The following is a 14,275-nucleotide window of genomic DNA, read 5'->3' as shown; positions in this document are numbered from 1 at the left end:
TGCCATCTCCCTGGTTGACGTTCGCCTGATTGGCATCGCCATCACCCTGGTTCACGTTCGCCTGATTGGCATCGCCATCACCCTGGTTCACATTCGCCTGATTGGCATCACCGCCACCCTGATTGACGTTCGCCTGGTTGACGTCATCACCGACGTCCTGAACCACGCCCGGTGCAATCCTCGCCGTCTGAGGAGCTGCTTGAGCGCCGGTTGCTCCGGCCGCTCCGGCGACCACAGCAGCCACGAAAGAAGCGGCGACGATACCGGGGATGCGGGTGCGAATCTTGACAGTCATTGCATTTCTCCTTGAGTGGAATTCAACATTTCGAGTCCAGCAAGCGGAATTCCCACTTACCTCTTACACCGTCTCGATGCGGCGACTCGGCGATTACCTGAAACCAGATTGCCCCCGCCCCGGGAAGCCGGAAAAGCTGCGGACATTCGGGGCTTGACGGGCTCGAAACGAGAAGTACTATCCGGGCGCCGAGGCCTGCAGGGTCGCCGGCTTCCGGGCGCTCCTCCCCCGGCGCACGACCCCGCTGACGGACGACGGACGAGCCACCCTCCGACGCCACACACAGGCCGCCGCTCCGCCGGGGGCCATGGCCGTTGCCGCGCATCACCGCGGCGCCCGCGGTGCAGGTGAAGGCCGATGGACGGACAGACGGGCGGCCCGGCAAAAGGGCCCCGGCACCCGGCCACCGGCGTGACGCGGGTCAGTGGAGCGCCCCGAGTGGGTGTCGGGCAGTTGCCGCGGATGGGGCGGCGTGTTAATGCACAAAGCCGGAGATCATCACATACAGTGCACGACTGTAACGTTTCGGTCATCACCGAACAGACTCAGGCGGAAACGAGGATCAGATGCACACGCTTCGCAATGCTGCTCTCACGGTTGCCATGATCGGAGCCCTCGGCCTGGCCGGGGCGGGAGTCGCCACCGCCGACGCGCCCAAGACCGACCCCACCCTGTGCTCACAGACCGCCACGGCCACCAATTCCAACAGCAATACGGCCAGCCTCGCCGACATCCCGGACGTGGACGTGGACGTGACCATCGCGGTCTTCGGCGACGTCACTCAGACCAACGTGATCCAGCAGATCTGCAGCACCGGCGAGGGCAGCACCAACGAGAACGCCGCCACGGTGGACTCGACCCAGTCGAGCACCGTCCCGGACGACCTCGTGAGCACTGCCCCCAAGCACTGAGACCGAGGCAGCTCGGCCCAGCGAAGTCCCCACCCCGAGCCCACCCACGCCATGACCGGCGTACTCGGGCAGTAGACCACCCCTGCGCCGGGTGAGCCTTCCGCGAGCCCCTGGTCGGGCTGGTCCGCGGTGAACCCGCCCGGCAGTCAGATCAGGCGCACCAGCTCGTGCGGCGCTGCGTCGCCGGCCCCTCCGGCCCGCCGGCGCATGCAACGGGCCGGCACACACCATCAACCGGCGATGCAGCCCTTCACAGGTGCCGTTCCAGATGCCTGGAACGGCACCGACCTTTCCGGCCAGGTCAAGGACGTCTTGGAGTCCTGCTCCTGCTGCTGGCCGCATCGATCTCCGCTGGCCGTCCGGCAGCAGGCCACATGCCGCTCGGTCGGAGCAACCGCCGTGCGGCAGCATCCGGAGCGTGCCCGCCGAAGGGGCCATTGCACGGCGTGGCGGGGTCCGGGTCCCCGGGGGCTGGGGCATGATCGGCTGCGTGAAGACCTCCGGACGTCTGGCCTCCTTCGCGGTAGCGGGCTTGCTCGCCGCGCTCCCCGCGTGCTCGGGGCCCGACGGCCGTGGCGGCGGTGGGCGTACCGGCGCGGGTGCTCCTGCCGGCGCGGTGACGGCTCAACCGGGGGCTACCGGCACGGTCTTCCGGGGCGGGCGCCCCGCTGCCGCGGGCGCCGGTGACCCGTACTTCCCTGAGCTCGGCAACGGCGGCTACGACGTCACCCACTACGCCCTGACCCTGGCCTACGAGCCCGGGACCGGCCGCCTCGAAGGCACTGCGGAGATCACAGCGAAGGCCACCGAGGACCTCAGTGCCTTCAATCTCGACCTGCTCGGCATGGAGGTGCTCAGCGCCACCGTCGACGGCCTCCGGGCGCAGGCCCGGCGGGACGGGCAGGAGCTGACCCTGCAGCCGCTCGATCACGTCAGGAGGGGCGCCACCTTCCGCAGCGTCGTGCGCTACGCGGGCACACCGGAACCGGTCACCCATGCCCACGGGTGGCGCGAAGGCTGGTTGAGGACGGACAACGGGGCGGTCGCGTTCGGCGAGCCGACGGGCTCGATGTCCTGGTTCCCCGGCAACCACCACCCCTCGGACAAGGCCTCGTACGACATCACCGTCACGGTCCCCAAGGAGGTGCAGGCGATCTCCAACGGGCAGTTGCGCGCCCGGCGCACCAGCGGCGACCGCGCAACGTACCACTGGCACCAGGCCGAGCCCATGGCCAGCTACGTGGCGACCGTCGCCATCGGCAGCTACGACATCAAAACCTCCAGGACCCGATCGGGCGTCCCCGTCGTGTCGGCGATGGACAAGACCGCGGGCGTGGACGAGGACGGAGCGGTCCTGGGCCGGTTCCCCGAGATCATGGAATGGGCCGAGGGCAGGTTCGGTCCCTACCCCTTCTCCGCCGCCGGGGTGATCGTGGACCAGGCGGCCGATGTGCCCTACGCCCTGGAGACCCAGACCAGGCCGACCATCCCGGCCGACATCTTCCACACCACGAACGTGGTGCACGAACTGGCCCACCAGTGGTTCGGCAACTCCGTCACCCCTCGGACCTGGCGGGACATGTGGCTCAACGAGGGTTTCGCCACGTATGCGGAGTGGCTGTGGACCGAGGACCACGGCGGGGCCAGCGCCCAGGAGCACTTCGAGCGCAACCACGCCAAGGCCGCGGATGACGACGAGTGGGACTTCCCGCCCGCCGAGCCGCCGAGCGCCTCGGACATCTCCGCCCAGCCGGTGTACGTGCGCGGCGCGATGGTGATCCACAAGATCCGCCGGACCGTGGGGGACGAGGCCTTCCGCACCCTCGTGCGGGGCTGGGCGCTGCGCCACCGACACGGCCACGCCTCCACGAACGACTTCACCGCGTACGTGGAGGCAAAGGTCGGCCGGGACCTCGACTCGATCTGGGACTCGTGGCTCTACGGCGACGGCAAGCCCGCGTGAGGGAGGTGACGTGATGTCAGGTCTTGATGCGCCGGCGGGCGGTCTCGGTGAGTTTCATGTACTTGTCCCAGTTCCACACGTCCCCGGGGTCCTCGTGAGTGGACAGCGGGACTTCCACGTGGCCGAGGATGTGGTCCCGGTCGACCGGCACGTCGTACTTGGCGCAGATCGTGGCGGTGAGCACGGCGGACGCCTCGTACATCTGATCGGTGTAGACGGGCTGGTCGATCCAGCCCTCGTGCTCGATGCCGATGCTCCGGTGGTTGTACCAGACGTTGCCGGAGTGCCAGGCTACGTCCCGCTCCCGCACGCACTGGGCGATCCGTGTGCCGTTGGCGCTGATCACGTAGTGCGCCGACACCCTCTCGGCGGGGTCCTTGAACGTGGCGAGCATGATCGGGAAGGTGTCCGTCGTCAGGTGGACGACGACGTATTCGATGGGATAGGACTCCGGACGGTCGGAGGGAGTGTAGTTGGACTCGCAGGCCTCGACCCAGATGGCGGAGGGGTAGTCCAACGGGGATTCCTGACGCACGGCCGTAGTCGGCCCGGCAGGGGCGACCGGCGGAGCCTTGCGCACGGGGCGCGGCAGCGCAGCCTTCACCTCCTCCTCGGGCCCCATCAGCCGGGACAGCCCTGCAGCGGTCAGAGCCGTACCCGCCGCGCCGGCGGCCCCCCACAACAGCCGTCGACGGCTGAGCGGGCTGTCTTCCATGGCCACTCCTCATGTTTTCGAGCAGACAGGGGTCGACACGCTGCGAAATCACAGCGTCACGATACGTAGGCGGTACATTTGATGTGATCCTCTATCAGTGCCGGCACCCCAGCAAGACGATCTCCCACCAATCGGCGCACACGCTTCCCTGCCCCGGCCGCACCCGGATGATTGTCGGCGGCCACGCCTGTTCGGGGGCCTTGGTGTGCACGGCCGGGCGCAGCCGTCCCCGCCCTCGTTCCGCCTTTCTTCGGAAGCTGAGCTGCTGAGCGGGATCTTCACCCGGCCGGGGAACCCGATTCTGCTCCCCGCGCGGCCCCGCCTGCTGTTCCGCGTACGGTCCCCGCGATCGTTCGACATCCGGCATCCGGCATCCCCGCCCGCCGACAGGCATGCCGCCTCGCGGCCGGGGCAGGGGCCCTGCGCAGCGCCCGGCTGCCGGCCCGCCGGCCCGGCCCGCCGAGGCCGGACCGACAGACGCCCTGGACGTGCTCGACCCCACGGGCCGAGCACGCGTTGGCGGCGGTGCGCCCACCAGACCCGCCGTGGCGGTGCGGAGGAAGCGGCCATGCCCTATGTGATCTTCTGGAACGAGGCCGTCGTCGACACAGCGACGCGGTTCCTCGCCGACGACCCCGAAGGATTGCATCAGCTGCTGCAGTCCGTGGACCTGCTCGCCGCCCGGCCGCGGCCGCACGGCACCGTCGCCTACGGCTCTTCCGCCCTGCGGCGGATGCACGTGGGCCGCTACCGGATCCTGTACGAGGTGACCGACACCGCCGCGACCATCGTCCTCCGGCACATCGGCCGCATCGCCTGAAGTCCCGACTCAGTGCGCCCTCGCTGCGCCTTCCGGTGGAACGCGGCCAGTGGCAGGCGCTCGTAGGCCCGGCCCCGCCATGGGCGGGTCGGGGCGCTGAGCTCGCCCGCGCCAGGTGGTCTGGCCACACTGGTAGCGGGCACACCCTTGCTGCGGCGGTGCCGTCCGGGTCCCGGTGGGCGGGAGGTAGACCATGGTCATCAGTCACCACATCGCCGAAGACGTCCTACACGTGAAGATCGCCCAGGAACTGGACGTCACCAACCGGGCCGCGGCCGCCCTCCAGATCGAGGCCCTCGTCCACGCGCACCACCCGGGGCAGGTCACGATCCACCTGCCGACGCACGCCCCCTCCCCCATGACGTTCAGCGCCCTGGCCCGCGCCCACCGCATGTGCCAGAGCCTGGGGATCCCGTTCACCGCAGCCGGGCCTGGCGGGCGGACGAGCCCGGTGCTACTCGACGACACCGCCGGCACGAGCCGACCCCGGCGGCTGGAGCACGGCACGCGGCACGACCACTGACCTCGTCCGCCCCGGCTCCCGTTCACCGAAGTGGGCGGTTTCGGCGAGGGTGGTGTCCTACGCCGGCCAAGGGGTCCGTCCCCGGGCGCGCACCGGAATCCAAATGTGAGTGACGGATGTCGAGCAGTCGTGCATCATGGCGATCATTCCTGCGTTGATACGCTCACCTGTTCGAAAAGAGGTTGTGGTGCAGGCAGCTGGTCCGGTGACTCCCGCCGCAGGTACGCCGATGGGCAGCGAGCTCGTACAGACGTGCCTGGAGCTGCTGCACCAGGCACAGCAGCTCCCGGTGGACGATGCTCAACGCCGTCTGCTGGAACGGGCCGCCGGCGCACTCGTCCGCGACGGCCGGCACCGGCGACGTGCTCGCTCACGCGCGGATCGGGCAGCAGCCGACGCGAAACTGCTCGCCGCGACCGCCACCGGCGCGCCCGACCGCACCATGGACGCCGCCCTGCCCACGAAGGACCCCACCCAGCAGGGGCTGACCGTCCAGGAGTACATCCGGCTCCGGCCCGGCCCCGGTACGAAGCGGCCGTCGCCGGACAGCGCGCCGGACCACGGCGGGCCCCTCAAGCAGCTGAACCGCCCGCAACGCTGCTACGTGTGCAAGGACCACTATCGGCAGGTCCACCACTTCTACCACCGGCTGTGTCCCCGGTGCGCCGACGAGAACTTCGCCCGACGCACCGCCCGCACCGACCTGACCGGCCGACGTGCGCTGCTGACCGGCGGACGCGTCAAGATCGGCTACCAGGCCGCGCTGATGCTCCTGCGGGACGGGGCCGAGATCACCGTGACCACCCGTTTCCCCCGCGACGCGGTGCGCCGCTTCGCCTCGGCGCCCGGTGCCGCCGACTGGTGGGACCGGCTGCAGATCGCCGCCCTGGACCTGCGCGATCCCCGGCAGGTCCTGGCCTTCACCGACCATCTCCTCTCACAGGGCCGCCCCCTGGACATTCTGATCAACAACGCGGCTCAGACCCTGCGCCGCTCCCCCCAGGCCTACAGCGCACTGGTCGCCGGCGAAACGACCGCCCACACGTCCCTTCCCACGGCTCAGACCTGGACCGCTCCGGGATTCCGCGTGCCCGGCCCCCGTACGGCGCCCCTCCCGTGGACGACGGAACTCACCCCCCGGCCCGAGACGCACAGCACCCTGGCCGGCACCGCAGGGACGGCCGCCCCCTCGGCGCCCGCCCTGCTGCCTCACGACGCCGCCGACGAGGCGGGCCTGCTCACCGAAACGGGCGCCACCAACTCCTGGACCCTGCGGTTGGGACAGGTCGACCCGGTCGAACTGCTGGAAGTCCAGCTGGTCAACGCCGTCGCGCCGTTCCTGCTCGCAGACCGCCTGCTGCCACTGCTGGATGCCTCTCCGCACCCGCACCGCTACCTGATCAACGTCTCCGCCGTCGAAGGACAGTTCACCGTCCGCAACAAGACCAGCGACCATCCGCACACCAACATGGCCAAGGCCGCCCTGAACATGCTCACGCGCACCAGTGCCGCCGACCTGGCCGCCCGCGGCATCCACACCTGCAGCGTGGACACCGGCTGGGTCACCGACGAGAAGCCCCTTCCCGCGCGGGAACGGCACGCTGCCACCGGGTGGCGTCCTCCGCTGGACATCGTCGACGGCGCGGCCCGCATCTACCACCCCATCGTCCAAGGACAAGCGGGCGCACCCATACACGGCGTCCTGTTGAAGGACTACCAGCACGTCGCGTGGTGACCCCCTCCGGGGGGCTGGTTCGGTGACGGGCGCCCGGGTCGCCGAAGGATCGCCGCGGCCCGGGCTGCAGCGGCCGCCGGCGTCACGGCGCGGCCGCCGGCGTCATAGCGACGTCGGCGGCGTCCAGCCAGGATCCCGTCCGCTCAGCCCGATGGCCCGGTCCAGCAGCGGAGCGTCGTCCGGTACGGGCACGACGGCTCCGAAGATGCCCCCTCCGCGGTCTTCCTCCTCGGCAACCTCCAGCACGAATGCATGCGCGGCGCGCAGCGCGGCCGCGTCCGGGACGTACTCATGGCCGATGGCCCGGGCGAGGTCCCAGCCGTGGATCACCAGTTCGTCGACGGCCACGGCACCCGCGACGTCGCCGGGAAGGTCCACGCCGCCCGCACGGGTCATGCCGGTCCAGGCGGCCGGGTCCGTCCAGGCTTCGGCCATTTCGCTGAGGACCCGGGGCAGTTCCTCGCGCCAGCGGTCGGGCAGGGCGGGCACGGCTGCCGCGTCGGGGGCCACGTCGGTCGTCGGCCCCAGGTCCTTGCGGGCTGCGTCGCGGAAGGCGACGGCGAGGTGTGCGATGTGGCTCAGCAGGTCTCTGACCGCGTACTCCGGGCAGGGCGTCGGGTCGGCGAGCCGGTCGTCCGGGACTCCCGCCACGAGTCGGGCCACGGTCCGGGCTTGTGGCCGTAGGTCGAGAGTCGTCGTACCGGTCATCTGCAGCTCCATCCGGGACGAGGGACTTGCAGGATAGACCGGCGGAGAGGTCCGTGCTCATCGCACCACGGGCCGGGCCCCGTGGGGGCGGGAGCTCCGCGGTACGGGTTGCCGGGCCGTTTGCGGGTAGGCGCCGCACGTGAGCTACGTGAGCCGCGGCAAGAGGTACGACCGTGACACCCGGTACGTCACCACCCGGATCACCGCCGACGGGCGGGACGGCTACCCCGTGGCGCCCGACCGCTACCGGCTGGTGGTCAGCCGGGCCTGTCCCTGGGCGAGCCGGGCGGTGATCGTGCGGCGGCTCCTCGGGCTGGAGCGGGCCCTGCCGATGGCCGTAGCCGCCCCCGTGCACGACGAACGCAGCTGGAGCTTCGGCCTCGATCCCGGCGGACGCGACCCGGTGCTCGGCATCGAGCGGCTACAGGAGGCCTATCTCGCGCGGGAGCCGGGGTACGACCGGGGCATCACCGTCCCGGCGGTCGTGGACGTCCCGAGCGGGAAGGTGGTGACGAACGACTTCCCGCAGATCACGCTCGACATGTCGCTGGAGTGGCTGCCGTACCACCGCCCCGGGGCGCCCTCGCTCTACCCGGGTGCGCTGCGGGCGCACATCGACAGTGTGAACGACGTCGTCTACCGGGACGTCAACAACGCGGTCTACGAGGCCGGTTTCGCCGGCAGCCAAGAGGCGTACGCCGATGCGTACGCGCGGCTGTTCGCCCGCCTCGACTGGCTGTCCGCCCGGCTGGAACGGAGCCGCTACCTCGTCGGCGACACCATCACCGAGGCCGACGTCCGGCTGTTCACCCCGCTCGTACGCTTCGATCCGGTCTACCACGGCCACTTCAAGTGCAACCGGCAGAAGCTGACGGAGATGCCGGTGCTCTGGGCGTACGCGCGGGACCTGTTCCAGACGCCCGGCTTCGGTGACACCGTCGACTTCGACCACATCAAGCGGCACTACTACCTGGTCCACACCGACATCAACCCCACGGGGATCGTGCCTGCCGGCCCCGACCCGGCGGTCTGGCTCGCGCCGCACGGCCGCGCCGTCCTGGGCGGCCGGCCCTTCGGCGACGGCACCCCGCCCGGACCGGTCGCTCCCGGGGAAGCGGTTCCGGCCGGGCACACCCCCCTCCCCTGAAGTCGGTGCCGGGGGCAGGGCAACCGACGCCCCGGGCCGCACCAGAGCGCGCTCCGGCCACTATGCGGCGGCCACCACCTCCCCGGCCACGACCTGAGGAGGGTTCGGGAGCAGCGGCGCGAGGTTGTCCCGCACGAAGTCCCGCGCCGTCGCGATCGACTCCTCGGCACCGGCCGGGTCCTCGAAGACGCTGGTCGAGACCATCACTCCGTTCCCGGCATCGACCCAGTAGTAGGCCACGAAGCCGGGGACCTGACGCATGAGCGGCACAAACCCCTCGCGCACGATGCGTGCCGCCTCCGCGGGATCGGTCACGCCTTCGTACCGCCGGACTGCTGCGTACATGGTGGGCTCCTCGATGGCTGCGGGGCGGTCGTTGCCGGGACGACCTACCCCCGCGCCAGCCACCACGATCGCGAGCCGTCCGGCTTTCACCGCCAAGGGCCGCCTCCGTGATCCGAACGGCGCCTTCGTGCCGGCCGTGGAAGAGCCCGGCTGCCCCGCAACAGCTGCGCATGCGGGCAGCGCGTCACGCGCCACGGGTGTGCTGCTGGCCATACGACCCTCTTGGCCTGCAGGCCGTACCGTCGGAGTGTGGACACTCCTGAGGGGGCCGGGGCGGGCCGCTGAGAGGACAGGTGTGATCGTGAGTCGAATCCTGGTGACCGGTTCCGCGGACGGTCTGGGACGCGCTGCGGCGGACTCGCTGCTGTCCGCGGGGCACCACGTCGTGGTGCACGCCCGGAACCGAGAACGCGCCGCCGCCCTCGACGGGCTGGTCGAGCGCGGCGCGGACCTCGTCGTCGGCGACTTCACGGAACGCAACGCGGTGGTGCGTGTCGCCGCCGAGTTGAACGAGGGAAAGCCGCTCGACGCGGTCATCCACAACGCCGGCGTGTGGAGCGGGCCGGCCGTCATGCCGGTCAACATCGTCGCACCGTACCTGCTCACGGCCCTGCTGCGGGGGCCACGCCGCGCGGTGTACGTCAGTAGCGGCGCACACCTCAGCGGACGTCCCTCCCTCTCCGGGGTCGACTGGCGGGGCGAGAAGCCCGGCTCCTACTCCGACAGCAAGCTGTTCGTCACGACGCTCGCGGCTGCCGTGGCCCGCCTGCGCCCCGGAGTCCTGAGCAACGCCGTGGATCCCGGCTGGGTGCCGACCAAGATGGGCGGCCCCGACGCACCGGACGATCTGGAGCTCGGCCACCGGACGCAGGAGTGGCTCGCCTCCAGCAACGACGCCCGCGCCCTGTTCACCGGCGGGTACTGGTACCACGGCCAGTTGCTGGAGCCGCACCAGGCCGTCCACGACGAGGCGTTCCAGGACCGTCTCGTGCGAACGCTGGCCGAAGAGACGGACACCGTGTTCTAACCGCTCGCAGCCCCGCGGCGCCGGTTCCCGACGGGCCGTTCCCGCCGAGGGGCCCGTGGCGGGCGGTGCGGGGCGTAGCGGGCGGCATCGGCGTGCTCAGAGCCCGGTGACCTTGGCGCTCGCCGACAGCTCGTACACCAGGGTGACCGTCCTGCGGCCGCCGGGCCGGAGGGGGACGTTCCAGCTGACGATGCCCTCGGAGTCGACGGCGTCGGGGGCCGGGGAGCAGGCGTCCTTGCGCAGTCGGACCTCCACGGCCGAGACCTCGGAGACCGGTATCCGTTCGCGGAGGACCACCACCTGGTCGCCCTGTTCGTCGGGTGCCGAGAAGCGGGACAGGTGTACCTCCACGGTGCGGGTGATCACGGTCTTCTGCAGGATTCCGGTGGTGTCCCTGGTTTCCTCGGTGCGCCGGACCACCGCGTGGTCGTCACGGCTGCCGAAGGCGAGCTCGACGGGTGCGCCTGGCGCGGTCATGTCCAGCGTGCCCCGGCCGCTGAAGCCGCTGCCGCGGACCAGGTCCACCGGGCCGGAAAGCAGGGCGTGACCGGAGAGGTTGTCGAACCGCACCACTTGGGTGACCAAGGAGGTCATCTCGGGTGAGCAGACGTACTCGCTGGTCGTGCCCGTCGTGAAGGCGGAGAGCGGCACGCGGTGGGCCCTTCCGTCGCCGGCCACCGAGACGGCCGCGGGCGCGGCCAGTACGCGGGTCTCGCCGCCGTCGTCGATGCCGGGCAGGCCCAGTACCGGGGTCGGGCCGAGGGCCCCGATCTCCTCCTCGCGCAGCTCGATGTCGACCGTGCGGCGCTCAGCCGCGGAGCGGTCGGTGAGGGTGAGCCTGTCCTCGCCCAGCTGCGGCGGGGTGGTGGTCAGTGCCGAGCGGGCGGTGGACAGCGTCAGTCGTACGTCGGACCAGTCCTCGCCGGTGCGCTGCCAGACCATCGCGTCGGTCTCCAGCGTCAGGGAATCCCCGTCGAGCACGGCCCGGTAGGCGGGCCGCCACAGTGCGCACGGGGTGAGGTGTGTCAGGCGCAGTTCCGCCGGGCCGGCGGTCTGGGTCTGCACGGTCAGGTCGATGTGGCCGACCAGCTCGGCGGGCTCCTCCTCGGCGAAGTGCACGGCCCGCAGGGTGGTGTCCAGTTCGGAGCCGAGCGCGGTGAGGCGGGCCTGGACGGTGCGGAGTTGCTCCCCGTACGTGTCTCGTTCGTCGTCCACCCGGTCCAGTTCGGCGGTCCAGCGGGTCCGGTCGGTCTCGCCCGTGCCGGCGCCTTCGGAGATCTCCCGCAGCAGGTCCGTGGCGAGGCGGCCGAGCACGTCGAGGCGGGCGCGCAGCCGGTCCCGTCGTCGTTCGAGGACCTGCTGTTCCTCCTCCAGTTCGTGCACGCGCAGGCGGAGGGCGGAGTCGTCCTCGGCGGACGGCAGCGGCCCGCGGGGCGTCCAGGTGCGGACGATCCGGGCGTCGAGCACGGTCGCGGAGAAGTCGGCGGTCAGGCCGGCATGGACGGTCCGGTCGACGGCGAGCGCGCTGACCGGGCCGAGGCGCAGCCGCTGGACGCCGGCCTCCAGGTCGAGGACGACGGACCGTTCGACGTGCGCGCGGTCCTCCAGGCAGGTGACGGCGGTGACGGGGAGGGCTATCGACTTCGGGGCCGTGGTCATGGCGGGTGTCAGCTCCTGCGGTTGCCGCCGACCAGGGCTTTGCCGGTCGGGATGCGGATCTCGTAGCCGCCTTCGAGGGCGGCGGTGGCGCCTGCGGGCAGGTCGAGCCGCCAGAGGCGGGTGCCGGGGGTGTGGTTCTCGGGCCCGGTGCCCACCTCGGGCGCCGTCCAGTCGGCCCGTTCCTCGATCCGGACGTCCGGCTCGGAGGTGACGGGTATCCGCTCGCGGACCTCGACGGTGACGGGCCGGGCGAGCCCGTTGGCCAGCTCGACGTGGACGCGGTGGTCGAGCACGGTGGTGTTGTTGCGCAGGCCCGATGTCGACTCGTTCAGATGTGTGCGGCGGACGACCCGGATGCCTTCGGCGGGGCCGAGCCCGACCCTGCGGACCGCCCCGGGTGCGAGCGTGGGCAGGGCGGCCGTCAGCAGGAACGCGCCGTCGACGGTGACCTCCACCGGGCCGGCCAACAGCGCTTGGTCGGTGGCGTTGGACAGCACCAGCGTCGCGTACACGGTCTGCTCCACGGACGGCACCGCGAGGTACTCGGTGCGCAGCCCGACGGGGATCTCCGTGACGGTGATCGTGTGCCACGTCCCGTCAGACGGGATGTCGGTGCGTGCGGCGGCGTCGAACCGGTGGTCGAAGGAGCCCGCCGACTCGCGGGGCCGCACCGCGTGGCCCGGCAGCGGCAGCGAGGCCACCGCTTCGGCGCGGCGGCGGAACTCCTGGGCCACCAGGTCGGACGGGGCACCGGGGAACAGTCGGCCCCTGCGCGCGCCGGGCTCGTCGGGGCCGGTCAGGACGAGGGAGGCGTAGTCGAGCTCGGTGCCGCTCGGGCGTGGCGGCCCGACCACCGGAGGCGGGGGCGGAGGAGACAGCGGGGCACCGGCGGGAGCTGCGGCCGGCGCGGCCGGGCCGGGTGCCCCCGCGAAGGAGGCACCGCCGGAACGTGCCCTGCCGCGGGGCGGCCCCGAGGGAGCCCGCGGCGCGAGGCCGGGACCTCCACCGGCGTAGCCCTGCGGTGCCGGGGGCGGCGGGGCCGGGGCCGACGGGGCCGACGGGGCCGACGGCGGGAGTACGGGCGGCGGCGCGGCGGATCCGGCCGGCGCGGCGGCAGGGGCGGGTGCGGGGCGCGGCACGGGACCGCCCGCCACGGCACCGCCCGCCACGGCACCGCCCGGGAGACCGGCGGCTCCGCCTGCGGCGACCGCCGACGCCGGTCGAACGGCGGGGCGGGAGCCGGCCGCGTCGTATCCGGAGAACAGGTCGGCCAGTCCGGCCGGGGGCTCGCGCCAGCCGGACGGCGCGGGGGCGTGCTGGCGCCGGCCGAGACGGATCGAACGGAGCACGGGCAGGTCATTGCCACGCCGGAGGTCGGCGGTGGCCAGGGCGACGCGTACACCGGACCAGTCCTCGCCGGTGCGCTGGGCGACCGAGGCGCGCATCAGGAGACGGCCGTCGGTGTCGCCCTGCTGACAGGTGAGCCGGTAGGTCGGCACCCACACCGCGCCCGGCACCGTGTACTCCAGTTCCACCTCCAGCGCCAGATCCGCCTCCGGCTCCGGCTCCCCCTCCCGCTCTGCGTCCGCTCGCGTCCCGGCCACCCGGACGTCGTCGGAGCTCGGGACCCCTCGGGTGTCCCGGGTGCGGTCGAGCGTGAGGACCGCGCACACCGTGGTCTCCACGTGGGCCGGCGGCGCGTCGGTCGAGGCTCGGGCGAGTCGGTCGGTGGCGACGTCGAGCTCGTGCTCGACGGTGCTCAGGGTCCGCTCCAGCTCGGCGAGGCGGGAGTGCAGCCGCGTCAACCGCTCGTCGACGAAGTCGGCGAGGTCCAGCCACGCGTCGACCGGAGTGCGGCGGTGCGGGTCGTCCTTCCTGCGGGCGGGCGGGACCGGCTTGAGCCCGCTGACTTCCTCGATCAGGCCGAGCTGCCGGTCCCGGCGGGCCTGAGCCGCCGCGCACTCGTCGGTCAGCCGTTCGACCTCGCGGCGCAATCCGTCGGGTGTTCCCACGCCGGGCGCGCCGGCCTCGACCACCACCCTGGCCCCGGTGACCCGCACTCCCGGGGCCGTCAGGACTCGGGCCCGCAGCGAGCCGGGGTCCAGCGACCGCGGCAGTCCTGCCACCCGGACCTTGCCGCCGGGCGGCACGCTTCCTCGGGCCAGGCGGCGGCAGAGCGCACCCTGCGCGTACACCACCACCGAATCGAGGGTCGACCCCCACGTGCGTGCTGCTGCCTTCGTCTGCATGTGCCTCGCCCCCACCACGTCCGTTCTGGTGGAAGCGTACGCAGAAAGAGGCACCGGCTCACCTCACATGCCGCGCCCTGTGGATAACCTCCGGCCGGCTCCGTGCGCGGCCCGCCTGCACGGTCGTATCCCAGGAGGGGGTGGAGTCGTCGCCCGGGAGGGTCGGGGAGGCCGGGGT

General features: G+C 72.0%; 12 protein-coding genes and 1 pseudogene. 7 read left to right on the top strand and 6 right to left on the bottom strand.

Annotation, left to right across the window (positions count from 1 at the left end; translation table 11 throughout):
• Nucleotides 1-295 (bottom strand): annotated as a pseudogene (locus ACFV7Q_RS35455) (hypothetical protein); the annotation flags it as partial.
• A 602-nt stretch (nucleotides 296-897) separates the two neighbouring features.
• Here ACFV7Q_RS35455 and ACFV7Q_RS35450 point away from each other — a divergent pair.
• Both ACFV7Q_RS35450 and ACFV7Q_RS35445 read left to right on the top strand, forming a co-directional pair.
• Nucleotides 898-1,206 (top strand): hypothetical protein, encoded by a 309-nt coding sequence (locus ACFV7Q_RS35450; RefSeq protein ID WP_385435042.1) that lies wholly within the window; start codon nucleotides 898-900, stop codon nucleotides 1,204-1,206.
• Nucleotides 1,207-1,696: 490 nt separating this feature from the next.
• On the top strand, nucleotides 1,697-3,169 hold the full coding sequence (locus ACFV7Q_RS35445) for a M1 family metallopeptidase (protein WP_385435041.1): 1,473 nt from the start codon (nucleotides 1,697-1,699) through the stop codon (nucleotides 3,167-3,169).
• Between the two features lie 16 nt (nucleotides 3,170-3,185).
• Here ACFV7Q_RS35445 and ACFV7Q_RS35440 read toward each other — a convergent pair whose 3' ends face one another.
• Nucleotides 3,186-3,884, bottom strand: a complete 699-nt coding sequence (locus tag ACFV7Q_RS35440) for an N-acetylmuramoyl-L-alanine amidase (protein ID WP_385435040.1) — start codon at nucleotides 3,882-3,884, stop codon at nucleotides 3,186-3,188.
• Nucleotides 3,885-4,452: 568 nt separating this feature from the next.
• On the opposite strand from ACFV7Q_RS35440, the gene ACFV7Q_RS35435 reads away from it, so the two are divergent.
• The 3 genes from ACFV7Q_RS35435 (at nucleotide 4,453) to ACFV7Q_RS35425 (ending at nucleotide 6,962) form a co-directional block, all read left to right on the top strand.
• The gene (locus ACFV7Q_RS35435; protein WP_385435039.1) at nucleotides 4,453-4,704 is read left to right on the top strand and encodes a type II toxin-antitoxin system RelE/ParE family toxin; all 252 of its coding nucleotides are present in this window, start codon (nucleotides 4,453-4,455) and stop codon (nucleotides 4,702-4,704) included.
• Nucleotides 4,705-4,897: 193 nt separating this feature from the next.
• Nucleotides 4,898-5,227, top strand: a complete 330-nt coding sequence (locus tag ACFV7Q_RS35430; protein ID WP_385435038.1) for a hypothetical protein — start codon at nucleotides 4,898-4,900, stop codon at nucleotides 5,225-5,227.
• Between the two features lie 229 nt (nucleotides 5,228-5,456).
• Nucleotides 5,457-6,962: an SDR family NAD(P)-dependent oxidoreductase gene (locus tag ACFV7Q_RS35425; RefSeq protein ID WP_385435037.1), complete on the top strand. Its 1,506-nt coding sequence runs from the start codon at nucleotides 5,457-5,459 to the stop codon at nucleotides 6,960-6,962.
• A gap of 102 nt (nucleotides 6,963-7,064) precedes the next feature.
• Here the strand turns inward: ACFV7Q_RS35425 and ACFV7Q_RS35420 are convergent, their stop codons facing one another.
• Nucleotides 7,065-7,670 (bottom strand): TIGR03086 family metal-binding protein, encoded by a 606-nt coding sequence (locus ACFV7Q_RS35420; RefSeq protein ID WP_385435036.1) that lies wholly within the window; start codon nucleotides 7,668-7,670, stop codon nucleotides 7,065-7,067.
• 139 nt (nucleotides 7,671-7,809) lie between these two features.
• Between ACFV7Q_RS35420 and ACFV7Q_RS35415 the strand changes: the two genes are divergently transcribed.
• On the top strand, nucleotides 7,810-8,817 hold the full coding sequence (locus tag ACFV7Q_RS35415) for a glutathione S-transferase family protein (protein WP_385435035.1): 1,008 nt from the start codon (nucleotides 7,810-7,812) through the stop codon (nucleotides 8,815-8,817).
• 60 nt (nucleotides 8,818-8,877) lie between these two features.
• On the opposite strand, the gene ACFV7Q_RS35410 is transcribed toward ACFV7Q_RS35415, so the two are convergent.
• On the bottom strand, nucleotides 8,878-9,162 hold the full coding sequence (locus ACFV7Q_RS35410; protein WP_385435034.1) for a hypothetical protein: 285 nt from the start codon (nucleotides 9,160-9,162) through the stop codon (nucleotides 8,878-8,880).
• Between the two features lie 301 nt (nucleotides 9,163-9,463).
• On the opposite strand from ACFV7Q_RS35410, the gene ACFV7Q_RS35405 reads away from it, so the two are divergent.
• Nucleotides 9,464-10,189: an SDR family NAD(P)-dependent oxidoreductase gene (locus ACFV7Q_RS35405; RefSeq protein WP_385435033.1), complete on the top strand. Its 726-nt coding sequence runs from the start codon at nucleotides 9,464-9,466 to the stop codon at nucleotides 10,187-10,189.
• Nucleotides 10,190-10,285: 96 nt separating this feature from the next.
• Here ACFV7Q_RS35405 and ACFV7Q_RS35400 read toward each other — a convergent pair whose 3' ends face one another.
• Nucleotides 10,286-11,848 (bottom strand): mucoidy inhibitor MuiA family protein, encoded by a 1,563-nt coding sequence (locus tag ACFV7Q_RS35400; protein WP_385435032.1) that lies wholly within the window; start codon nucleotides 11,846-11,848, stop codon nucleotides 10,286-10,288.
• Nucleotides 11,849-11,856: 8 nt separating this feature from the next.
• On the bottom strand, nucleotides 11,857-14,097 hold the full coding sequence (locus ACFV7Q_RS35395) for a DUF4139 domain-containing protein (RefSeq protein WP_385435031.1): 2,241 nt from the start codon (nucleotides 14,095-14,097) through the stop codon (nucleotides 11,857-11,859).
• Between the last annotated feature and the right edge of the window lie 178 nt (nucleotides 14,098-14,275).

Source organism: Streptomyces sp. NPDC059851 (assembly GCF_042732005.1).
GTDB lineage: Bacteria > Actinomycetota > Actinomycetes > Streptomycetales > Streptomycetaceae > Streptomyces.
Note: the sequence above shows the minus strand (reverse complement) of the source record. Positions and strands in the feature narration are given on the sequence as shown.